Origin of the sequence: Streptomyces subrutilus, from assembly GCF_008704535.1 — a bacterium.
GTDB classification, from domain to species: domain Bacteria; phylum Actinomycetota; class Actinomycetes; order Streptomycetales; family Streptomycetaceae; genus Streptomyces; species Streptomyces subrutilus.
Genome location: NZ_CP023701.1, coordinates 6,802,708 through 6,823,846 on the forward strand (window position 1 = coordinate 6,802,708; position 21,139 = coordinate 6,823,846).

The following is a 21,139-nucleotide window of genomic DNA, read 5'->3' on the forward strand; positions in this document are numbered from 1 at the left end:
ATGCGAAACATTCTCGTGATCGGCGGAAGCCGGTACTTCGGAAAGACCCTGGTCGCGCGGTTGCGTGACGCGGGGGACCGCGTCACGGTGCTCAACCGCGGCTCCGCGGCCCCGCCCCCCGGCGTCGGACACCTCCGCGCCGACCGCGACGACGAACCCGCCCTGCTCGCGGCGCTCAGCGCGCGGACCTTCGACGCCGTCGTGGACCAGGTCTGCTACACGCCGCTCCAGGCCGCCGTCGCCCGCCGGGTGTTCGCGGGCCGCACCGGGCGCTACGTGATGACCTCGACGATCGAGGTGTACAACCCGGCCACCCTGCCCGGCCCGGCGCGCCCGCCGCGGCCCGTCCCGGTGGCCGAGGAACACCTCGACCCCACGGTCCTGCCGGCCGTGGCCGCCCTCCCGTGGCACGACACGGGCGAGGTCGAGCGGGTGCTCGGCCCCGCGCGCACGTACTCCGAGGGGAAGCGGCAGGCCGAGGCCGTCTTCCTGCGCGAACCGGTCTTCCCGTACGCCTCGGTGCGCGTCGCGCACGTGCTGGGCGGCGGCCCGGCGGACTTCACCGGGCGGCTGGCGCACTACGTCGAGCGGATCGGCTCCGGAACCCCGGTCGACGTCCACGAAGCCCCGTACGCCTCCTCGTTCGTCCACCACCTGGAGATCGCGGAGCTGCTGCACTGGGCGGCGGACGGGGAGTTCACCGGGCCCGTCAACGCCGCCTCCCACGGGACCCTCGACGTACGGGCCCTGTGCGAGCAGGCCGGCCGGGTGCTCGGCCGCCGGCCGCGCTACCGGGTCGTGGCGGCGGGCGCCGAGGCCTCGCCGTACTCCTTCGACCGGCCCTACGCCATGGACAACGGGCGGGCCGCGGCCCTCGGCTTCGGTTTCGGGCGCACCGCCGACTGGCTGCCGGACGCGGTCGCGGAGGCGGCGCGCACGGCCTGACGCCCCGCGCGGGCCCGGCGGGACCGGCCCCCGCGCCCGCGTGCTCACCGGTCACCGGTGCGCCGCTCCAACGGGGTTGCTACCGCCGAGTTGCTCACACTGAACGTGACGCTGCCCGCCCGGTACCGGTCGTCCGACCACTCGATCGGGCGGCCGGCCGCGGTCGCCGAGACATGCCGTTGGCGCAAAAGCGGGCTGCCCCGCCGCACCCGGAGGAGCCGGGCGTCCTCGCTGCCCGCGGCGAGCGCGTCCAGGAGGTGCTCCCCGTGGTGCGCCACCGTGCCGGAGCCCTCGGCCAGGCTGTCCATGACGGACCGGCAGTCCACCGGCATCGCCTCGACCTCGGCCGCGACCCAGTCGGCGTACGCGGTGCGCTCCACCATGACCGGTTCCCCGTCGAGCAGCCGCAGCCGCAGCACGGCCAGCACGGCGCTGCCCGGCGCGAGCGCGAGCCTGGCCGCCTCCTCGGCGGTGGCCGGGCGCCGGGTGCGGGACAGGAAGCGGCTGCCGGCCTCGTGCCCGAGCCCTTCGGCCCACTGGGCGAAACTGTTCAGCTCGGCGAAGCTGTGCCGCCGCTCGTGGCGCAGGACGACCCGGCGCGCGCCCTGCCGGGAGCCGATCAGGCCCTCGGCGGCGAGGGTGGCCACCGCCTGGCGGACCGTGCCGCGCGAGGCGGACCAGCGGGCGGCCAGATCGCTCTCCGACGGCAGCCGGCCGCCGACCGGGAGCGCGCCGGAGAGGATCGCCTCGCGCAGCGCCGCGGCGATCTCCAGATACCGGACCGTGCCCATGCCGTTCGCCCCCTGATCGCGGTGTGCCGGAAGCGTCCGCCCCGGGCACCCATGATCGTCCCAACAGCTGCCGGCACGGCTGCTTTCGGTCATTCTCCGCTCTTCGTCGAGTCGTGCTCCGGGGGACAGGCGCCGTTCACCGGGCGTACAGCGGACCCGGGCGAACTGGAGCCAACTTGTTCAGACAAGTGATTCCCTCGCTTGTCTCCGTCTCCGGGAGAGACCGTGCTCAGTTCCTCCGCCCGTCGCGGTGCGGCCGTCCTGCTCGGCGCCGCCGTCCTCACCACCCTCAGTGCGTGCGGCGCCGCCCCCGACCAGCCCGCCGGCGCCGACGGCGCGCAGACCGGGAAGAAGCCGGGCGCCGCCGTCTCGGCGGCCGACTTCGGCTCGCTGGAGGCCCTCACCGCCGCCGCGCAGAAGGAGGGCCAGCTCAACGTGATCGCGCTGCCCCCGGACTGGGCGAACTACGGCGAGATCATCAAGGCCTTCGAGGCCAAGTACAAGATCAAGGTGAACAGCGAGAACCCGGACGCCTCCAGCGCCGACGAGATCGCCGCCGTCAAGTCCCGCAAGGGCCAGACGCGCGCCCCGGACGTACTGGACCTCGGCATCGCCTTCGCCCGCAGCGGCGCCTCCGAGAACCTCTTCGCCCCGTACAGGGTCACCGCCTGGGACAAGATCCCCGACACCCAGAAGGACCCCGAGGGCCGCTGGTACAACGACTACGGCGGCTACGTCTCCATCGGCTGCGACGCCGCCCGCATCCCCACCTGCCCGCAGACCTTCGCCGACCTCCTGAAGCCCGAGTACAAGGGCAAGGTCGCCCTCAACGGCAACCCCACCAAGTCCGGTTCGGCCTTCGGCGGCGTCTACGCGGCCGCGCTCGCCAACCAGGGCTCCTTCGCCGACATCCAGCCCGGCATCGACTTCTTCGGCCGGCTGAAGAAGAGCGGGAACTTCATCCCGGTCGAGTCGACCCCGGCCACCGTCGAGAAGGGCGAGACGCCCATCTCCATCGACTGGGACTACCTGAACGCCGGCTACGCCGAGCAGTTCAAGGGCAAGGGCGTCGACTGGAAGGTCGCCGTCCCCACCGACGGCGTCTTCGCCCAGTTCTACTCGCAGGCCATCAACAAGGAGGCCCCCAACCCGGCGGCCGCCCGCCTCTGGATGGAGTTCCTCTACAGCGCCGAGGGCCAGAACCTGTGGCTCAAGGGGCACGCCCGCCCGGTCCTGCTGCCCGCCATGACCCAGGACGGCACCGCCGACAAGGACGCCGTCACCCAGCTGCCCCAGGTCCAGGGCACCCCGGCCTTCCCCGCCTCCGCGGAGCTCGACCAGGCCAAGGCCGCCCTCGCCGAGAAGTGGGACAAGGCCCTCTCCTGATGTCCCCCTCCACCACCCCCCGCACGCCGACGGCCCCGCCCGTCGACCGCACCGCCGGCGGCGCCGCCCGCCGCCGGCGGCGCGGCCCGCGCACCTGGCTCGCGGTCCTCCCGCTCCTCGCCTTCACCGGCTTGTGCTTCGGACTGCCGCTCGGCGCCATCGCCTTCGGCGCCGTCACCCGCAGCGACCCGGCGAGCGGCGCCACCGCACTGACCGGCGAACACCTCGCCCGCTCGCTCCAGGGCCCCTACCTGGACTCGCTCATCGGCAGCGTCCAGCTCTCCGCGCTCACCGCGCTCATCGGCGGCGTCCTCGGCGTGGTGATCGCGCAGGCCGTGGTCACCTCCGGCTCGGCGGGCCTGCGCGGCGCCACCCTCACCGCCTCCGGCGTGCTCGCCAACTTCGGCGGCGTCCCCCTCGCCTTCGCGTTCATCGCCACCGCGGGGATCTCCGGAGTCGTCACCCGGCTCGCCGACCTCGGCGGCCTCGGCTGGAACCTGTACTCCTTCACCGGGCTCACCGTGGTCTACCTGTACTTCCTGACCCCGCTGATGGTGCTGGTGATCGCCCCCGCGCTGGACGGGCTGCGCCCGCAATGGCGCGAAGCCGCCCAGAACAGCGGCGCCACCGCGGGCCAGTTCTGGCGCCACGTCGGCCTGCCGGTCCTCGCACCCTCCCTGCTCGGCGGATTCGTCCTGCTCTTCGGCACCGCCTTCGCCGCACACGCCACCGCCGCCGCCCTCGTCGGCGGCTCCGTCCCCCTGGTCACCCTCAAGATCGCGGACGCGCTCTCCGGGAACGTCCTCACCGGCCAGGAGAACGTGGCGCTCGCCCTCGGCCTCGACATGATCCTGATCGCCGGCCTGGTCATGGCCGTCTACCTGCCCCTCCAGCGACGGAGCGCCCGATGGCTGCGATGACCCCGACCGCACCCCACGCACCGGCCGGGGTGCCGGGCGCCGACACCGCGCGCCCGGCACCCCGGCCCGAGCCCCGCCGGGCCGGCCCGCCCCGGCCGCGGATCTGGCGCGGCGCCGTCCTCGCCCTGGCCGGCGCGTACTTCCTCGTCCCGCTCGTCGCCTCGTTCGTCTTCACCGTGCACGTGCCCGGCCGGGGCATCTCCTTCGAGGCGTACACCGGCCTGCTCGCCGCGGACGGCTTCACCCGCAGCCTGCTGCTCTCCCTGGGCCTCGCCGCCGCGACCATCGCCCTGTCCCTGCTGCTCGCGGTGCCCGCGCTGATCGCCGTACGCATCGGCTCCCCGCGCCTGCGCCCCGTGGTGGAGGTGGTGTGCATGCTGCCGCTGGTGGTGCCGCCCATCGCCCTGGTCACCGGGATCACCACCGTGTTGCGCTGGGGCCCCGACCACCTGTCGCGGACCCCGCTCTACCAGACCTTCCTCGCCGTCCAGGACGAGCGGTTCCCGGTCGTCCTGGTCCTCGCCTACACGGTGCTGGCGCTCCCCTTCGTCCACCGCTCGCTCGACGCGGGACTCCGCGCGGTCGACGTGCCGACCCTCGTCGAGGCCGCCCGCAGCTGCGGCGCGGGCTGGCCCCACGTCGTGCTGCGCGTCCTGCTGCCGAACCTGCGGGCCTCCCTCGCCGGAGCCGCCTTCCTCACCCTGGCCCTGGTCCTGGGCGAGTTCACCATCGCCTCCCTCCTCGGCTTCCGGCCGTTCGCCGTGTGGATCGTCTCGATCTCGGGAGCCCAGGCCCGGATGTCGGTCGCCGTCTCCATCCTCAGCCTCCTGATCACCTGGCTGCTGCTGCTCGCCCTCTCCCGGGCCGGCGCCGCCCCCGCCTCCACCGCGACCGCAGCCACCACCTCCCGCAAGGAGTCCTGACCCCCATGTCCACCACCCACCCCGCGGCCGGGAAGCCCGGCTCCGCCGAGCCCGGCGGCGCCCGTGTCGAGTTCCGCGGCCTGCGCCGCGCGTTCGGATCCACGGTCGCGCTCGACGGGCTCGACCTGACCGTCGAGCCCGGTGAACTCCTCGCCCTGCTCGGCCCGTCCGGCTGCGGGAAGACCACCGCGCTGCGCGTCGTGGCCGGTTTCGAACAGCCCGACTCCGGCGAGGTCCTGCTCGACGGGCAGGACATCACCCGGGTCCCGGCCAACCGCCGCGACGCCGGGATGGTCTTCCAGTCGTACAGCCTCTTCCCCAACCTCAGCGCCCGCGACAACGTCGCCTTCGGCCTGCGCGTGCGCAAGGTGCCCGCCGGCCACCGCCACGAACGCGCCGCCGAACTGCTCGACCTGGTCGGCCTCCCGGACCACGGGGACCGCTACCCGCACCAGATGTCCGGCGGCCAGCAGCAGCGCGTCGCGCTCGCCCGCGCCCTGGCCCTGAGGCCGCGCGTCCTGCTCCTCGACGAACCGCTGTCCGCCCTGGACGCCAAGGTCCGGGCCACCCTGCGCGAGGAGATCCGCCGCCTCCAGCTGTCGCTGGGCATCACCACCGTCTTCGTCACCCACGACCAGGAGGAGGCCCTCTCGATGGCCGACCGGGTCGCGGTCCTGAACGCCGGCAGGCTGGAGCAGTGCGCCGCCCCCGCCGAGCTGTACGAGCGCCCCGCCACACCCTTCGTCGCCGAGTTCGTCGGCACCATGAACCGGCTGCCCGGACGGCTCACCGGCACCGGTGCGGGCTCCGGTTCCGGCGCGCCCGAGGTCGAGGTACCGGCCGCGGGCGTACGGCTGCCCGTGGACGGCCCGGTGCCGGCCGCCTCCGACGTGGAGGTGCTGGTACGCCCCGAGAACGTGACGGCGGCCCCCGACCCCGAGGGCGGCGCCGTCGTGGTCTCCGCCTCCTTCTTCGGCTCCGTCACCCGGCTCCACCTCGAACTCCCCGGCGGCCTGCGGGTCAAGGCCGACCTGCCCTCGCGCGACGCCGGTGCCCTGGCGCCCGGTGCCCGCGCCGCCCTGGGCCTGGCCGAACGGCCCGTGCTCGTCGTGGCGAGGACCCCGTGAACGGCCTCGGGGCGGTCCTGTTCGACATGGACGGCACGCTCGTCGACACCGAGGTCCTGTGGTGGCGGACCACCGAGGAGATCGCCGCGGGCCTCGGCCACACCCTCACCGGGGCGGACGCCCCGGAGGTGGTCGGCCGCGCGGTGGAGGACACCGCGGCCCACCTCGTACGGACCGCGGGCGCGGGGGACCCCGCCGAGGTCGCGGCCGCGCTCACCGGCGGCTTCTTCGACCGGGTGGAGGACGGGGCCCCGATGCGGCCCGGCGCCCAGCGGCTGCTGACCGCGCTGGAGGCCGAGGGGGTGCCCTTCGCGCTGGTCAGCGCCTCACCGCGGGTGGTCGTGGACTCGGTGGTCGGCGGTTCGCTGGCCCATGTCCCCTTCGCGTTCACCCTGTCCGCGGACGACACCGCCCGCACCAAGCCGCACCCGGACCCCTACCGGACCGCCGCGGCCCGCCTCCACCTCGCACCGGAGCGGTGCGTGGCCGTGGAGGACTCACCGGACGGAGCGGCCTCGGCCGAGGCCGCCGGGTGCGCCGTCCTGGTCGTGCCGTCCCTGCTGGCCGTCCCGCCCTCGGGGCCGCGGACCTTCGCGGACTCCCTGGAGGCGGTCACCCCCGACGTACTGCGCCGCTGCCTGGCCGCCGCCGCGGCCGCCCGGACCTGAGCCGGGCCGGGCGGCCGGCGGCCGGCCGGGTCCCGACCGCTCCGGAGCAGCGGTTCCCGGACCCTCGTGCATCGACGGCGGCCACGGGCTGCGCGCCGCCCCCGCGGACACCCGTACCGCAGCGCGGTCTACCGCGACGAACCGCGCACGGCCCGGGGCGGGGTCCCGCTCCGGCTCCCGGCGGTCGGGTCCTTCGCGGCGCCCTCGGCCGTCGCCTTCGCCGTCGCCGTACGGGCGGGGAGCCGGCCGGTCCCGGTCCGCCGGAGCCAGACGAGCGCGCCCGCCACCAGCGCCGCACCGCCCGGCAGCCAGCGCGCCGGCCCCTCCGGCAGGACACCGATCACCAGGCCGGTGAGGGCGCCGGTCAGTTGCAGGGCCAGCGACTGCACGGAGAGCGCCGTGGCGCGTCCGGCGCGGGCGACGCGCCGGTGCAGCAGCTCGTTCTGGTTCGGCCCCGCGGCACCGAGCCCGAAGTACACGAGACCGTAGCCACCCGCCGCGAGGGCCATCGCGAGCGGGCCCGCCGACGCCGACGCAGACAGCGACGTCGCGCCGAGCAGCAGCACGCCGAACGCGCCCGCTCCGAGCCCCAGCCGCACCGCGCGCTCGCCGCCGCCCGCGAGCCGGGCCGTGAGCGGCGCCAGGTGGCTGCCGGCCGCCGAGCAGACGAAGCCGGTGCAGGCGAGCACGGAGAACAGCAGCGCGCCCGACTCCGGGGTCCCGGTGAACGCCGCGGCCCGTCCCGGCGTCAGGAGTTCGACGGTGGCCAGGGCGCTGCCGGCGGCCGCCGCGCCGAGGAGCACCCGGCGGACCAGTGCGTCGCGTCCGCCCAGCCGCAGCCCCTCCGAGACGGCCGCCGGAATGCCGCGGAACACCTCGCGCGGGGTGCTCCGGGGGCGGGGAGGCTCGCGGAGCGCGCCGAGGGCGTACAGCGCGAACCCGGCCTCGATCAGGGCCGCCAGCAGCGCCGGGACCGAGAGCGGCAGCACCGCCCCGGACGTGGCCGTGCCCAGCCGCGCGCCGGTGCCCGACGCGCGGGAGAGCAGCCACGGGAGGGCCCCGCCGAGCAGGGTGCCCGCCGCGAGGGCCGCCGACGTCGCGGTACTGCCGCGCGCGAGGCCGGTGCGCAGCCCGGAGCGCGGGTCGCTGCCGGTGCCGGTGTGCGGGCCGGTGTCGCCGCCGGGGCCGGAGTGCGCCTGGACGGTGTCGACGTACCAGGCCTCCGCCGGACCGCTGGACAGGGCCCGCCCGGCGCCCATCAGGGCCATGCCGAGCGTCAGTTGCCAGGGCGCGGTGCCCAGGCCCAGCAGGGTGAAGGCGGCGGCGTTGAGCACGCCGGCCGCGACCAGGACGGGCCGCCGTCCCAGGACGTCGGAGAGCCCGCCGGTGGGCAGTTCGAGCGCGGCCGCGGTGAGGGAGTGCGCGACGAAGAAACCGGCGATGGACCCGAGGGGCATGCCGCGCTCGGTGAAGAGGAGGACCAGCGGGGTGACCGCCAGGCCCATGGGGAGCCAGAAGAGGACGCAGAGCGTCACGTAACGGCGGCGCGCGCTGCGCGGGTCCAGGGCGTACGCGCTCATGCGGCCGGGCCCGTGTTTGTGCCGGGGGCGGTGTCGGCGGCCGGCCCCGTCCGGGGGGCCGGGCCGCGGTCGGAGCCGGGCTCCGCCCCCGCCTCGCCGCCCGCTTCCGGGCCGGACGCCGCGCGGCCCGCGCCCCCGTCCCGGTCCGGCCGGTGGCCGCGCGGCGCGAGGGGCAGGCCCGCGGTCACCAGGACGACGTGGGCGGCCCGCGGATCGTCCGCGTCGCGCGCGGTCAGCTCCGTCAGCTTGCGGCCGAAGGCCTCCCACAGTTCGGTGAGCGACTCGGGCGACAGACGGGGCACCAGGTCGCTGATCCCGGAGGGCTCCAGCCACTCCTGCCCCAGCCGGCCCGCGGCCAGGTCCGCCTCGTGCTGGGCGAGGGCCTCGGCCAGGTGCTCCAGTTGGGCCGTGCGGGCCGCGCCGAGGAAGGCCCGGCTGGCCGGTGAGGCCTCCATCGCCGCGTTGTTCCAGGACGTCACGGAGTGCACCGCCCGCCAGCGCCGCTCGCGCCCGTCGCGGTGGTCCGCCTCGGCCACGAACGCGTACTTGGCCAGGACCCGCAGGTGATAGCTGGTGGAGGCGGAGGACTCGCCGGTCCGGACGGCGAGTTCGCTCGCGGTTGCGGGCCCGTCCAGCCGCAGCAGGCCGAGCATCCGGATGCGCAGGGGGTGCGTGAGGGCCTTGAGAGCCGCCGCGTCCTGCTCGGGGTCGAGGACGCGCCTGCGTTCGTCACCGGTCATTCCGGGAGCGTAAGGGGCCCGAGCCCTTCTCCCAAAGGGTTTTTGCAAAAATTCTTTGGGAGTGGTGCGGCGGCCCGGAGCACGCGCTGCGGGCGGGAGGCCCGCCGCCGGACGCCCGCCCGGCGCGAGGCCGACTAGGCTGGGCGCCACCGCACGGCCGTCGGAGTCCGCGGTCACGGGCAGCACGCCCCGTACGTCCACGACCACTTGGGGGAGCCGTGACCGCAGTGGTCGCGCACACGCGACCGGTCCGGTCGCGCATGGCGGAGATAGACGCGCTGCGGGGCTTCGCCCTCCTCGGCATCCTGCTGGTCAACGCGGCCATGATGGCCGGCCCGTACGGCCTCGGCAGCGTCCACGACCCGGGCGCCTCCGCCCTCGACCGGACCGTCGAGGGCGTCCTGCAGACCTTCGTGGTCGGCAAGTTCTACCTGATGTTCTCGTTCCTCTTCGGCTACAGCTTCACCCTCCAGCTCGCGGCCGCCGACCGCGCCGCAGCCCGCCCCGTGCCCCGGCTGCTGCGCCGTTCGCTCGGACTGCTCGCCCTCGGCGTCCTGCACGCCGTCCTCCTGTACGTCGGCGACATCCTGATCACCTACGCCGTCCTCGGCCTGGTCCTCGTCGCCGCCCGGGGCTGCTCACCGCGGGCCGCGCGCCGCGCCGCCGGACTCCTCTACGGCTGCACGAGCGCGCTGATGCTGCTCGTCGGCTCGGTCTCCCTCTTCCTGTCCGACGCCGAGTCCGCCGACCTGGACGCCGAACTCGCCGCGGACTTCCCCGGCCTGACAGCCGGCTACCGCGGCGACGCCGCGGCCGTCCTGCGGACCAACCTCGACCAGCTGCCCGACGCGCTCCTCGCCTCCCTCCTGATGAGCGGCTTCGTCCTGGCCGCCTTCCTCGTCGGCCTGTACTGCGGCAAGCTGCGCCTCCTCGCCGACGCGGCCGTCGACCGCACCCGCCTGCGTCGCGTCTGCCTGCTCGGCGCGGCCGCCGGGCTGCCCGGCGGCCTGTTCATGGCGCTGACCGCCAGCGGGCCGCTCGGGGCCCGGTGGACGGCGCTCGGCCAGGTCGTCGGCATGGTCACGGCCCCGGCCCTGACCGCCGCGTACGTCTGCGGAACGCTCCTGCTGCTGCGGGGTCCGCGCGGGGCGCGCCTCACGGCCCTCCTCGCGCCCGCGGGGCGGATGGCCCTGACGAACTACCTGAGCCAGTCCCTGGTCATGGCCCTCGTCTTCACCGGCTACGGACTCGCGCTGTACGACCGCCTCCCGCCCGCCGTCGTCACGGCCGGGGCGTGCGCGCTCTACGGCGTCCAACTCGCCCTGAGCACACGGCTGATGACCCGGTTCCGGTACGGGCCCGTGGAATGGCTGCTGCGGGCGGTGACCGTCGGCCACGCCCCCGGCCGGGAGCGCGGCGGGCCGTAGCCGGCGGGGCGGCCCACCGCGGGCCGGCCGGCGCCGCGCCCGGGCAAACCCGTGGGCCCGGGACCGGGAATCACGGAGACTGGAGCCACCGCGTGGCCGGACGCCACCCCGAACGAGAGGCACCCCCAGCATGGACGAAGCCGTTCTCACGCCGGACCCCGCAGCCGAGGCCGCCGCGCTTGCGCCGGGGGAGGAGCCGACGGAGGAGGCCGCGCCGGTCAACACGGTGCGGACCGTCCACGGTGTGACCGTCCTGATCTGCCCCGCCGAGGGCGAGGCCATCAAGGGGGAGCGCGAGGTGCTGGACTTCTGCATCGGCGACGCCTTCCACCACGAGGCCCGATGGGTCGTCGTGCCCGTGGAGCGGCTCGACGGGGCGTTCTTCCGGCTCGACACCCGTGTCGCGGGCGAGATCATCCAGAAGTTCGTCACCTACCGGGTGGGGGTCGTGGTCCTCGGGGACGTCTCGCACCACATCGAGGGCAGCAACGCGTTCCGCGACTTCGTCCGCGAGTGCAACCGGGGCGGCCAGACGTGGTTCCTGGCCGACCTCGCCGAGCTCCACGAGAAGCTCGCGGGCTAGGCCGTCTCCTTCGGATCGTGTCGGTCGAGCCCGGGGCGCCCGGTGCGGTGCCTCGCAAGGCAGGGCCTGGACGCGGTCCGGACTCGGGGCCGGTTCCCGCGCGGGAACCGACCCGCGGGGGACGGCGTTTCATCCGGTGAAGGTGAACAGCGCGTGACACGGGGGGATGCGGAAGATGACGATCACGCTGGCCGAGGAGATCATGCTGCTGTCCCTGGACGACGCGTCCGGGGCCACGCGGCAGCGGCAGGCCGTGGGCTGGGCGGTGGCGGGCGGCATCCTGCTCGAACTGGTCCTGGCCGGGCGGGTGTCGGTCACGGGGAAGTACCTCGAAGTGGTCGATCCCACGCCGACCGGGATGCGGCTGCCCGACAGCCGCATCCCGATGATGGAGGCCTGGATGCGCGGCCGGAGCAAGCGCCGGGTGACGGACTGGCTGGCCAGGGACCACGGCAAGGGCGTGGCCGCCGCGGTGGAGAGCCTGCACGAGCGGGGCGCGGTCGCCGAGGCGGAGCACAGGGTGCTCGGCCTCTTCCCCGTCCGCCGCTTCCCCGAGGCCGACGCCTCGGTGGAGCGGGCGCTGCGCGACCGGCTCGCCGCCGTCGTCCTGGGCGGGGCGGAGCCGGACGGTCGGACGGCCGGCCTCGTCGCGCTGATCCACTCGGCGAAGCTGCACGGCCTCGCGTTCCCGGACCGGCCCCGGGCCGAGGTAGAGGCCCGCACGGCGGAGATAGCGGACGGCCAGTGGGCGGCCGAGAGCGTCCGCACGGCCATCCGCGACACGCAGGCGGCGATGGCCGCGGTCACGGTCGTCACGTTCATCGCGGCCGGCTGACGGCGCCCGGCCCGGCTCGGCCCGCCGCTCGGCCGAGCCCACCGGTCCGTCCGTAGGCCCTCGCGTCCGTAGGCCCTCGCGCCCGCCGCGCCCCGGTGGGGCGCAAGGGACGTACGGCCCCGGTCCGTGGACCGGAGGTCCCGACGGATGGGGTCGGACGCTCTGGCATGCGTTCGTCCCGGCGGGAAGGCTCAGGGTCCCGCCCGAAGACGAAGGAAGGAGCGGTCGTGCCCGGTTCCAGCGCAGCGGCCGAAGCCCGTACCGCACGTCCCGCCGGTAAGGCGCGGCCCGAGGCCGGAGTCCCGCACGCGCCCGGCCCCGCATCCGGTTCCGACGCCGGTCTGCCGGTCGTCGCCGACCCGCAGCGGGTCTCGCCCCTGGACGCGAAGCAGCTCTCCAAGGTGTTCTTCACCCGCCTGAGGACCCTGGAGGAAGGCACCCCGCAGCACCAGTACGTCCGCAACACCCTCATCGAAATGAACATGTCACTCGTCCACTTCGCCACCCGCGGCTTCCGCAGCAGGACCGGCAGCGGCGCCGGCGCGGAGATGGAGGACGTGGTGCAGGCCGGAACCATCGGCCTCATCAAGGCGATCGACCGGTTCGAACCGGACCGCGGCGTCGAGTTCTCCTCCCTCGCCCTCCCCTTCATCACCGGCGAGGTCAAACGGCACTTCCGGGACACCACCTGGGCCGTACGGGTCCCGCGGCGGCTCCAGGAACTGCGCCTCGACCTCGCGAAGGCGCGCGACGCCCTCGCCGCGACCTCCGGCCGCGCCCCGACCGTCCGGGAACTGGCCGGACACATGGGCCTGGCGGAGGAGGCGGTGATCGAAGGGCTCGTGGCGGCCAACGGCTACGCGTCCGAAAGCCTGGACGCGCCGCTCCCCGCGGAGGAGCGGGGCGGACGCGCGCAGTCCCCGTACCGCCAGCCGGTCGCCGAGGAGACCGCCCGGGCGATCGAGCTCTTCGAGGACCTCCACACCCTCGGCCCGCTCCTGGAGCGCCTCTCCGACCGGGACCGCGAGATCCTCCACCTGCGCTTCGAGCGCGAGCTCACCCAGGCCGAGATCGGCGCCGAACTGGGCATCAGCCAGATGCAGGTCTCCCGCATCCTGGCCCGCGTCCTGGCGCGCCTGCGGACGGCCCTGCTCGCCCCGTAGCCCCCGCCGGCTCCGCCGTCCTACGGATGCGCCCCCGGGCCCGCCATCCGCCGGGCGAGCGGGGTCGGGGAGAGGGCCGTCGTCTCCTCGCCGGGCTCCAGCAGCGTGTCAGCGGCGCCCACGATCAGCGGGTCGGGTCGGCCGACCGCGGCGTGGTCCTTGTTGTCGTAGTCCACCTGCCACAGCAGGTGGCGCATGGCCTGGAGCCTGGCCCGGCGCTTGTCGTTGCTCTTGACCACGGTCCACGGCGCGTGGTCGGTGTCCGTCGCCCGGAACATGGCTACCTTCGCCGCCGTGTAGTCGTCCCACAGGTCGAGGGAGGCCAGGTCCGTCGGCGACAGCTTCCACTGGCGCACCGGATCGATGTGCCGGATCGCGAACCGGGTCCGCTGCTCCGCACGGGAGACCGAGAACCAGAACTTGACCAGGTGGATGCCGTCCTCGACGAGCATCGCCTCGAAGGACGGGCACTGGTGCAGGAACAGCCGGTACTCGGCGTCCGTGCAGAAGCCCATGACCTTCTCGACCCCGGCCCGGTTGTACCAGGACCGGTCGAAGAAGACGATCTCGCCGGCGGCCGGCAGGTGCGAGACGTAGCGCTGGAAGTACCACTGGCCCGCCTCGCGCTCCGTCGGCTTGTCCAGGGCGACCACCCGGGCGCCGCGGGGGTTGAGCCGCTCGGTGAACCGCTGGATGGTGCCCCCCTTGCCCGCGGCGTCCCGTCCCTCGCACACCACCACCAGGCGGGCGCCGGTGGCCCGCGCCCACTTCTGCAGTTTGAGCATCTCTATCTGCAGGATCCGCTTCTCGCGGTCGTACGCGGCGCGCCGGACCCGGTGGTCGTAGGGGTGGTTCTCGCGCCAGGTCCTGACCGGCAGGCCCCTGCCGTCGAGCAGCACGGGCTGTTCGGGGCGGGAGGAGTCCACCCGCAGCCCGTCCAGGAGCTGCTCCCGGGATTCGGCCTCGGGCTGTTCGGGCATCCCGCGCACCTTTCTGCAGAGAACGTCCGGCCGGGTCCGATTCGCCCGCCGGGCCGTCGAGCGCCTACCCGCTCCCCGCCCCGCCAATCCGCCCGGTTCGCCGGCCGCGGGGCCGCTCAGCGCAGCGGCGCCCCGGTACCGTCCAGCTGCATCTGCGGCCGTCCGCTGACCAGCAGCCACGCGGGGAGCAGCGCCACGCACAGCAGGGGCAGCAGTCCCGGGTCGGGGGCGAGGATCGCCGCGGTGAACAGGCTGACCCAGCCCTGCCGGGTGACGGCCAGCAGCACCCCGAGCACCCCGCAGGTCACGGCCACCGCCGGGTGCACCGAAGGCACCAGGGCGGTCGCGGTGAAACCCAGGGCCACACCGGCGAAGACGGACGGGAAGATCCGGCCGCCGCGGAAGCCCGAACCGCAGGCCACCAGGACGGCGGCGAGCTTCACCACGCACATCAGGGCGAGCGAGCCCGCCGAGTAGGCGGCCACGTCGGAGGCCAGTTCGCCGATCTCCTCCAGCCCCTTGAACAGGGTGAGCCGGCCGCCGAGCGCGCCGAGCAGGCCCAGCACCACACCGCCCAGCGAAAGCGCCAGCACCGGGTGCGGCAGCAGGTGGAAGAACCGGTGGACGTACGGGAACGCGTAGACGGCGACCAGGGCCACCGCCGCCCCGGCCGTCGCGATCACCAGCGCGGCGACCAGGTCGGGCCAGCGCGGGTGGGAGAACGGCGGCAACGGCAGCCCGAAGGCGGGAGCGGCCAGCAGCGAGCTCGTCAGACCGCCCGCGCCCGCGGCGATCAGCGGGGCGAAGAGCTGGTCCCACAGGGTCGGGGCCCGCCCGCCGGGCACCGCGGGCACGGGCCGCGGCGCGGACACCATGGACTCCGTGAGGATCAGCACGGCCGCGATCGGCGTCCCGAACAGCGCCCCCACCGTGCCCGCCGCGCCGAGCGCCACCCACACCGTTGCCGGGCTGCCGGGAGACAGCCGCCGCCCCAGCCAGTAGGCCAGGGCGATGTTCGCGGCCGTGATCGGGTTCTCCGGGCCCAGACTGACGCCGCCCGCCAAGGCCAGCGCGGTCGCCAGCAGCAGCCCCGGCACCACGCCGGGCGGCAGGGGGGCGTCGACCAGACCCGTGGTGGCGGGGTCGGGGCCGGCGTGCCCGTACACCTTCCACACCACGAGTCCGACGGCGACGCCGGTGGCCGTCAGGACCGCCAGCATCCACGCGACGGACCACCGACCGACCCCGATCGCGTCGGGCAGGGTCTGCCACAGCACGTTCTTGAGCAGGTCGGCAGCCTCGCTCACACCGATCAGCAGCAGGCTCGACCCCACCCCGATCACCAGGGCCGGCAGGACGAAGGGGAGCAGCGCCCGGGCCGGGGAGGCGGGCGGTGGTGTCACGGACGGTGCTGGTGCGGTCACCGGATCAACGTAGCGGTGGATCGGTCCCGCGCAGGCGCAGGCCGTCGTGGATCGGCGCGCTGCCCATCCACTCGGCGGTCAGCACCGCCGCGAAGCAGGCCGTGAGCAGCGGCACGAGCAGCGTGGTGGCCCCGGTCATCTCCACGACGAGCGCCATGCCCGTGAGCGGGGCCCGGACAGCTCGTCCCCGCCCCCGGCCAGCGGCGGATCGATGCCGAGCAGCAGGCCCACGACGGCGCCGATGACGGCCGCCCGGGCGACCGGACCGACCCGGGTGATGCGGTCGCAGCAGGCCGGCGCCCCCGTGACCAGGCTGTTGTCCGCCGCCCCCAGCACCCCCGATGCCGCCCCGAACAGCAGGAACACGGGCAGCAGCGCGAGCGCCGGCGCGTCCGGGAGGGGGATCTCGAACACGGGCCGGCCGCCCACCAGCAGCCGGGAGCAGGCCACCGCCGTGGCCGTACCGATGAGGGTGGCGCGGACCAGCCGCGTCCGGATCGTCCGTGCCCGCCGGGCGCCGGGTCCGCGCGCACCGCCCGGCCGGGGTGCCGGGCCGTCCGGCAGGGGCCCCGGTGGCGGGGGGTGCCGCAGCTCACACCGGGCGGCCGGAACACCGGTGATTCGTTTACCGTTCATCTATATGTGGCTGCGGAGGGGACAGTGTCCCCGGGCCTCACCCCTGCCCGTGGGGAAGATCGTTCGGCTGAAGCCCCACGGAGCCCTTCGCCGAGAGGCGACCGCCCTCCGCAGCCCCACCCAGCGGCCCCGGTCGGTCACCCCCCAGACCGGCCGGGGCTCTCCCGTACGCCGCCCCGCGGCCCGGCCCCGTATCGCGGGCCGGTCAGGCCCGGTGGCGGGCGCGGTGGCCGCCCCGACGGGTGGCGAGCAGCAGCAGGGCGAGCAGCATCGGCGCGATCAGCAGGACCATCGTGGCCATGGTGCGTCCTCTCTTCACGTCCTCGCGACGCCTTCGCGACGTCCTCGTGTGGCACGGATCATCCACCACCCTTCCGCGTCTGACCCCCCGGCCGCAGCCGAAACCCCCCTGTCCTCCGAACGGGTGGCGCTGCGTCGAGGCGCGGCGGGTCGGCGGACGGGCGCGTCGACGGACGGTGCGTCAACCCGCCGCGACGGGGCAGACGCGTCGTCGAGCGCCGCGAACGGGCGGCGGACCGGGAAGCGGAAGGTGACCGCGATGAACTGGACGACTGCGGCCGGCGAAGGCATGCTGGCGGGACCCGTGTGGATCCATCTCGCCGTGATGACGCTGGCACTCGCGGTACTGGTCTACAACCTGGCCGGAGAGCGCCGCTGACCGACGTCCCCGGCCCACCGCGACTCCCGGGCCGAGCCGCCCGGTGGGGCATTCGGTCCGATTTCCGGAGCCGACCTGCCGGAACGCGCGGTACGGGCGACGGGTTTGGGTCAGGGGCCTTGTGGTGCGGGTCTCCGCCCGGGCAGGCTCGGGCCATGAACACAGCCAGGCATGCCAGTGAACGGCTGATGAGCTGGCCTGCGCTCACCGAAGGGCCGGCCCTGTGCGGCAACGGACCCGGGCTGAACGCCGGTTCGCTGGAGATCGTCCACTTCCACGGCGATCACGAGGCCGACGTCCACCTCACCCGCGCGATGATCACCAAACTCCGGCCGGCCCTCGCCGGCTCCAGCGCCGTGCACCTGAGGACGGGCTCGGAATGGGTGACGGTGCGCCTCGACATCGACTCCGACATCGACCTGCTGGCGACCCTCGTCAGCGCCGCGCTGCAGGCCGCCACCCGGGCCGAGGCGGAACCGGGCCCGCGCCCCGGCGGCCCGGCGCCCTGCACGCGCCAAGGCCATCCGACGGCCGTCGTGATCCCCCGTACGGACCGGTGGGCCGAGGGGCCCAGGACGGGAGCGGCGCACTGAACCGGGGACGCGGCCGGCCCGTGCCGGTCGCGGCCGGGCGGCCCGCAGCGGTCAGGGCTGACGGATCGCCGACACCTCGAACTCCAGCACCACCTTGTCGCCGACCAGGACGCCGCCGCCCTCCAGCGCGGCGTTCCAGGTGATCCCGTACTCCTTGCGGCTGATCGGCACCGAACCCTCGAAGCCGACGCGCTGGTTGCCGAACGGGTCCGTCGCGCTGCCCTGGTACTCGAAGTCGATGCCCAGGGACTTGGTGACGTCCTTGATGGTGAGGTCGCCGGTCAGCCGGAAGTGCGTGTCGTCGAGCTGCTCGACGCCGGTGGAGGTGAAGGTGATCTCCGGGTAGGCGGGCGCGTCGAGGAAGTCGTTGGTGCGCAGGTGGCCGTCGCGCTGCTCGTTGCGGGTGTCGATGCTCGCCGTCTTGATGGTGACGGACACGGTGGACCTGGCCGGGTCCGCACCGTCGAAGTGGCCGGTGCCCTCGAACTCGTTGAACGCGCCGCGGACCTTGGTGACCATGGCGTGCCGCGCCACGAAGCCGATCTGGGAGTGCGCCGGGTCGATCGTGTAGGTGCCGGTCAGCGAGGTGAGGGGGGTGCTCGTACTGGTCATGGCCTGCTCCGCGGGGCTCGGGGACGTGGACGGGGACGACCCCTTCACGCTAGCCAGGGCCGACCGCACAGGCGCTCGACCGCGCCCGTACGTCACCCGATCGGCCAGCCGCGGGGGCCGGGTGCGCGGGTCTCCGGATGCCCGGGCTCCCGGCGCCCCGCGGCCCGGACCGCGCGGGGCGGGCCCGGCCGCGGCGCCTTCGGACCGCCGGGTCAGGAACGGACGAAGTCGAGCAGGTCGGCGTTGAACGCCTCCTCGTAGGAGCCGGTCAGGCCGTGCGGGGCACCCGGGTACACCTTGAGGACCGCGTCCTTGACGAGCAGCGCGGACTTCTTCGCGGCGGCGCCGATGGGCACGATCTGGTCGTCGTCGCCGTGGGCGATCAGCGTGGGGACGTCGATGCGGCGCAGGTCCTCGGTGAAGTCGGTCGCGGAGAACTGTGCGACGCAGTCGTAGGCCGCCTTCAGACCGGCCTGCATGCCCATCAGCCAGAAGGCGTCACGGGCGCCCTGCGTGACCGTGGAACCGGGGCGGTTCGCGCCGTAGAAGGACTCGCCGAGCGTCCGGTAGAACTCCGAGCGGTCCTTGCGCACGCCCTCGCGGATGCCGTCGAAGACCTCGACCGGGAGCCCGTCCGGGTTCTCCTCGGTCTTCAGCATCAGCGGCGGGACCGCCCCGAGCAGGACGGCCTTCGCGACGCGGGAGGTGCCGTGCCGGCCGATGTAGCGGGCGACCTCGCCGCCGCCGGTCGAATGGCCGACGAGGACCGCGTCGCGCACGTCGAGGTGGTCGAGCAGCTCGGCCAGGTCGTCGGCGTAGGTGTCCATGTCGTTGCCCTGCCAGGGCTGGGCGGAGCGGCCGTGGCCGCGGCGGTCGTGGGCGATGCCGCGGAAGCCGTTCTCGGCGACGAGCCGCAGCTGGCCGTCCCAGGCGTCGGCGTTGAGCGGCCAGCCGTGGCTGAAGACCACGGGCCGGCCCTGCCCCCAGTCCTTGTAGAAGAGCTCGGTGCCGTCGCTGGTGGTGAAGGTGGTCATCGGGAGTTCCTCCGGTGGGTTCGGTGGGGCGGAGCGCCGGCCGGGCGCGGGGGCGCGGTCGGCCGGCGGACCTCGGTCCAAGGATTGGGGGTCCCGGCGGCGGCCCGGGACAGCGGCGCGCCGGGAGCGGGCACGGCGCGCGCACGTCCCGTGCCCGGCTCCGGCCGCGCCGTCCGCGGGTCCGCCGCGGGCCCGTCACGCACCGACGCTAGGGGCGGCGGCCGGGCCCGCTTGCCCGGCAGCGCACCGGCCGTGTGCCCGCAGCGCACCACGGAAGCACGCGTCGGCCGTGGGACGGGAGGGGCGCGACGCCTCCCGTCCCGCGGTCGCCGCCCGTCCTCAGGCGGGCGAGGCGACGAGCACCGCTCCCGGTATCGCACCGCCCTCTCCGGCCGGCCGCGGTGCGGCGGGGGGCGGGGCGTCCGTCAGCAGCGCGACCAGACAGGTACGGGCGCGGGCCACGCGGGAGCGGACCGTGCCGATCGGACAGCCGATGGCCGTGGCGGCCTCGGCGTACGGCAGGCCGAGGAGCTGGGTGAGGACGAAGGCCTCGCGGCGCTCGGCCGGGATCGCGGCCAGGAGCTCGGCGAGGGCGATGCCGTCCTCGAAGCCCGGGATGCCGTGCGGCTGGGCCTGTTCGGCGGCGGCCTGCCAGTCGCACCGGTCGGAGAGTCTGGGCCGGGCGGCGGCGTGGCGCAGGCTGTCCACGACGGTGCGCCGGGCGATGGACAGCAGCCAGGTGCGTGCGGACGAGCGGCCCTCGAAGCGGTGGAGTCCGGCGAGCGCGCGCAGGAACACGTCCTGGGCGAGGTCGTCGGCCGCCTGGGGGTCGGCGCTGAGGTAGGCCACGTAGCGCCAGACGTCCCGGTGCAGGGCGCGGACGAAACGGTCCGTCTTCACCGGGTCGCCGTCGCGGGCGGCGAGGGCCAGCAGGGTCACCTCCGCGTCGGAGCCCGGTGTGCGCCGGGACGTCCGTCCACCGGGGGGAGGGGAGGCGGGGGAGGGGCGCGCGGGTGCGGCGGGCGGCGCGGGCAGGGCAGGGGTCATCGCCACAGGGTCCTTACGGGCAAGGGGTGTCCGGCGCCGGAAGGGCGGCCGGTGAGGTGGGCGGCCGGGCCCGGGGGCGCGGCCGGTGCCCGAGGCGCGGTCCGGCCGCGGTGGCGGTGGCGTCGCGCGCTCGGGGAACCAGCTGTCAGCGGACAGCGGTTCCCGCGGGCGGACCCCGTGAGGTGATCGCGTGGACGAGGAAGAGCCGCCGGAGCGGGCGGCGACGGCGCGGGCGCCGGGCCCGTAGCCGCGGCGGGAGCGGGGTCGCGGGCCGGTGCGGGTCCACGAGCAGGCGCAGTGGCGACCACAGCCGGGTGGCGACCGCGCGCAGGACGCGGAAGGAGGCCCGCTCGCCGTGGGCGAGCCACAGGCCGCACAGCACGGCGGCCAGGAGGTGCGCGGCCAGCATCCCGGTGGACGACGCGGCGGCGGAGCCGTGGGCGACGGCCGTCTCCGCCGCGCCCGCGGACGCGGCGGCCATCTCGTGCATCCCGTGCGCCGCGTGGTGCGCGTGGGCGGCGGACTCGGGCAGGACCCCGGCGCCCTGCGCGCCGGCGGTGGCCGGTAAGGAGCGGTCGGGCGGGGCCTGGACCAGGGAGAACGCCGCGTGCAGCGCGCACTGGACGGCGACGGCCGCGAGCGTGACGCCGAGCAGCCCGCGCTCCCGGTCCGCCAGCGCCCAGGCGGCGGCGGCCGTCGCGGCGAACGCGGCCCCCAGGGCCCACCAGGGCACCGCCGCACCCGACATGAGGACGTGGCCGGTGGCCGCGAGCAGCACGCAGAGGGCTGCGAACATCGCAGCCCGGACCGCTCGCGGAAAGGGACCCGGCGTCATGGCGGGCTCATCCTCGCACCAGCCTCCCGAGCCGCGCAGCGGCTGCGCACTTCCGGACAGGTTCCCGTGCGGGCCCCGGGCCCGGCGCGACGATCCTCGAACTCTGGGTTCCGGCCGAGGAGCTCGACCTGTTCAACGCCCACCTCGTCGGCGAGATCCAGGTGGCCCACACGTTCCGGTGAGGCGGTGAGACGGTGAGGCGGTGAGGCGG

Annotated in this window: 22 protein-coding genes; 11 read left to right on the plus strand and 11 right to left on the minus strand. The window is 75.2% G+C overall.

All coding sequences use genetic code 11. The annotated features are described in order from the left end of the window. A complete protein-coding gene (locus tag CP968_RS30295; protein ID WP_150521011.1) occupies nt 1-945 on the plus strand; it encodes an NAD-dependent epimerase/dehydratase family protein in 945 nt (314 codons plus the stop codon). A 44-nt stretch (nt 946-989) separates the two neighbouring features. Here the strand turns inward: CP968_RS30295 and CP968_RS30300 are convergent, their stop codons facing one another. After that, on the minus strand, nt 990-1,736 hold the full coding sequence (locus CP968_RS30300) for a GntR family transcriptional regulator (RefSeq protein WP_150521012.1): 747 nt from the start codon (nt 1,734-1,736) through the stop codon (nt 990-992). A gap of 225 nt (nt 1,737-1,961) precedes the next feature. On the opposite strand from CP968_RS30300, the gene CP968_RS30305 reads away from it, so the two are divergent. From CP968_RS30305 to CP968_RS30325, 5 genes are read left to right on the plus strand one after another with little or no spacing between them, the layout of a single operon-like run. Then, nucleotides 1,962-3,122: an ABC transporter substrate-binding protein gene (locus CP968_RS30305; RefSeq protein WP_229886497.1), complete on the plus strand. Its 1,161-nt coding sequence runs from the start codon at nt 1,962-1,964 to the stop codon at nt 3,120-3,122. Then, a complete protein-coding gene (locus CP968_RS30310; protein WP_150521013.1) occupies nt 3,122-4,042 on the plus strand; it encodes an ABC transporter permease in 921 nt (306 codons plus the stop codon). Before CP968_RS30305 ends, CP968_RS30310 begins: the two co-directional genes overlap by 1 nt. Next, nucleotides 4,030-4,965 carry an ABC transporter permease gene (locus tag CP968_RS30315; protein ID WP_229886499.1) on the plus strand — a complete coding sequence of 312 codons (936 nt, stop codon included), beginning with the start codon at nt 4,030-4,032 and terminating at the stop codon, nt 4,963-4,965. Before CP968_RS30310 ends, CP968_RS30315 begins: the two co-directional genes overlap by 13 nt. A 5-nt stretch (nt 4,966-4,970) precedes the next feature. Continuing rightward, nucleotides 4,971-6,092, plus strand: a complete 1,122-nt coding sequence (locus CP968_RS30320; protein WP_150521014.1) for an ABC transporter ATP-binding protein — start codon at nt 4,971-4,973, stop codon at nt 6,090-6,092. 26 nt (nt 6,093-6,118) lie between these two features. Next, nucleotides 6,119-6,760 (plus strand): HAD family hydrolase, encoded by a 642-nt coding sequence (locus CP968_RS30325; RefSeq protein WP_150522223.1) that lies wholly within the window; start codon nt 6,119-6,121, stop codon nt 6,758-6,760. 128 nt (nt 6,761-6,888) lie between these two features. Here CP968_RS30325 and CP968_RS30330 read toward each other — a convergent pair whose 3' ends face one another. Continuing rightward, nucleotides 6,889-8,340, minus strand: a complete 1,452-nt coding sequence (locus CP968_RS30330; protein WP_189828934.1) for an MFS transporter — start codon at nt 8,338-8,340, stop codon at nt 6,889-6,891. Beyond that, the gene (locus tag CP968_RS30335; RefSeq protein WP_150521015.1) at nt 8,337-9,080 is read right to left on the minus strand and encodes an ArsR/SmtB family transcription factor; all 744 of its coding nucleotides are present in this window, start codon (nt 9,078-9,080) and stop codon (nt 8,337-8,339) included. The genes CP968_RS30330 and CP968_RS30335 overlap by 4 nt, the downstream gene beginning before the upstream one ends. 260 nt (nt 9,081-9,340) lie before the next feature. Here CP968_RS30335 and CP968_RS30340 point away from each other — a divergent pair, with 260 nt between their 5' ends. The 4 genes from CP968_RS30340 (at nt 9,341) to CP968_RS30355 (ending at nt 13,088) form a co-directional block, all read left to right on the plus strand. Continuing rightward, nucleotides 9,341-10,507, plus strand: coding sequence for a DUF418 domain-containing protein (locus CP968_RS30340; RefSeq protein WP_150521016.1), 1,167 nt, complete (start codon nt 9,341-9,343; stop codon nt 10,505-10,507). 130 nt (nt 10,508-10,637) lie between these two features. Further along, complete coding sequence (locus tag CP968_RS30345; protein ID WP_150521017.1) at nt 10,638-11,090, plus strand: DUF4180 domain-containing protein; 453 nt, start codon at nt 10,638-10,640, stop codon at nt 11,088-11,090. Between the two features lie 175 nt (nt 11,091-11,265). Continuing rightward, nucleotides 11,266-11,925 carry a GOLPH3/VPS74 family protein gene (locus tag CP968_RS30350; RefSeq protein WP_150521018.1) on the plus strand — a complete coding sequence of 220 codons (660 nt, stop codon included), beginning with the start codon at nt 11,266-11,268 and terminating at the stop codon, nt 11,923-11,925. A 227-nt stretch (nt 11,926-12,152) separates the two neighbouring features. Continuing rightward, a complete protein-coding gene (locus CP968_RS30355) occupies nt 12,153-13,088 on the plus strand; it encodes a SigB/SigF/SigG family RNA polymerase sigma factor (RefSeq protein WP_373304077.1) in 936 nt (311 codons plus the stop codon). Nucleotides 13,089-13,108: 20 nt separating this feature from the next. Here CP968_RS30355 and ppk2 read toward each other — a convergent pair whose 3' ends face one another. The 4 genes from ppk2 to CP968_RS30375 all read right to left on the minus strand — a co-directional run bounded on the left by ppk2 (nt 13,109) and on the right by CP968_RS30375 (nt 16,128). Continuing rightward, the gene (gene ppk2 / locus CP968_RS30360) at nt 13,109-14,068 is read right to left on the minus strand and encodes a polyphosphate kinase 2 (RefSeq protein WP_150521020.1); all 960 of its coding nucleotides are present in this window, start codon (nt 14,066-14,068) and stop codon (nt 13,109-13,111) included. Nucleotides 14,069-14,184: 116 nt separating this feature from the next. Continuing rightward, nucleotides 14,185-15,492: an ion channel protein gene (locus CP968_RS30365; protein WP_150521021.1), complete on the minus strand. Its 1,308-nt coding sequence runs from the start codon at nt 15,490-15,492 to the stop codon at nt 14,185-14,187. 4 nt (nt 15,493-15,496) lie between these two features. Next, nucleotides 15,497-15,649, minus strand: coding sequence for a hypothetical protein (locus CP968_RS30370; protein ID WP_150521022.1), 153 nt, complete (start codon nt 15,647-15,649; stop codon nt 15,497-15,499). After that, nucleotides 15,628-16,128 carry a chloride channel protein gene (locus CP968_RS30375; protein ID WP_150521023.1) on the minus strand — a complete coding sequence of 167 codons (501 nt, stop codon included), beginning with the start codon at nt 16,126-16,128 and terminating at the stop codon, nt 15,628-15,630. The genes CP968_RS30370 and CP968_RS30375 overlap by 22 nt, the downstream gene beginning before the upstream one ends. A gap of 834 nt (nt 16,129-16,962) precedes the next feature. On the opposite strand from CP968_RS30375, the gene CP968_RS30380 reads away from it, so the two are divergent. Continuing rightward, complete coding sequence (locus tag CP968_RS30380) at nt 16,963-17,400, plus strand: luciferase domain-containing protein (protein ID WP_229886501.1); 438 nt, start codon at nt 16,963-16,965, stop codon at nt 17,398-17,400. A 51-nt stretch (nt 17,401-17,451) separates the two neighbouring features. On the opposite strand, the gene CP968_RS30385 is transcribed toward CP968_RS30380, so the two are convergent. The 4 genes from CP968_RS30385 to CP968_RS30400 all read right to left on the minus strand — a co-directional run bounded on the left by CP968_RS30385 (nt 17,452) and on the right by CP968_RS30400 (nt 20,928). Continuing rightward, the gene (locus tag CP968_RS30385; RefSeq protein WP_150521024.1) at nt 17,452-18,012 is read right to left on the minus strand and encodes a YceI family protein; all 561 of its coding nucleotides are present in this window, start codon (nt 18,010-18,012) and stop codon (nt 17,452-17,454) included. 212 nt (nt 18,013-18,224) lie between these two features. Further along, on the minus strand, nt 18,225-19,046 hold the full coding sequence (locus tag CP968_RS30390; RefSeq protein WP_150521025.1) for an alpha/beta fold hydrolase: 822 nt from the start codon (nt 19,044-19,046) through the stop codon (nt 18,225-18,227). Between the two features lie 339 nt (nt 19,047-19,385). Further along, nucleotides 19,386-20,093 (minus strand): sigma-70 family RNA polymerase sigma factor, encoded by a 708-nt coding sequence (locus CP968_RS30395; protein ID WP_150521026.1) that lies wholly within the window; start codon nt 20,091-20,093, stop codon nt 19,386-19,388. Between the two features lie 145 nt (nt 20,094-20,238). Further along, nucleotides 20,239-20,928, minus strand: coding sequence for a hypothetical protein (locus CP968_RS30400; RefSeq protein ID WP_150521027.1), 690 nt, complete (start codon nt 20,926-20,928; stop codon nt 20,239-20,241). Nucleotides 20,929-21,139: the final 211 nt, after the last annotated feature.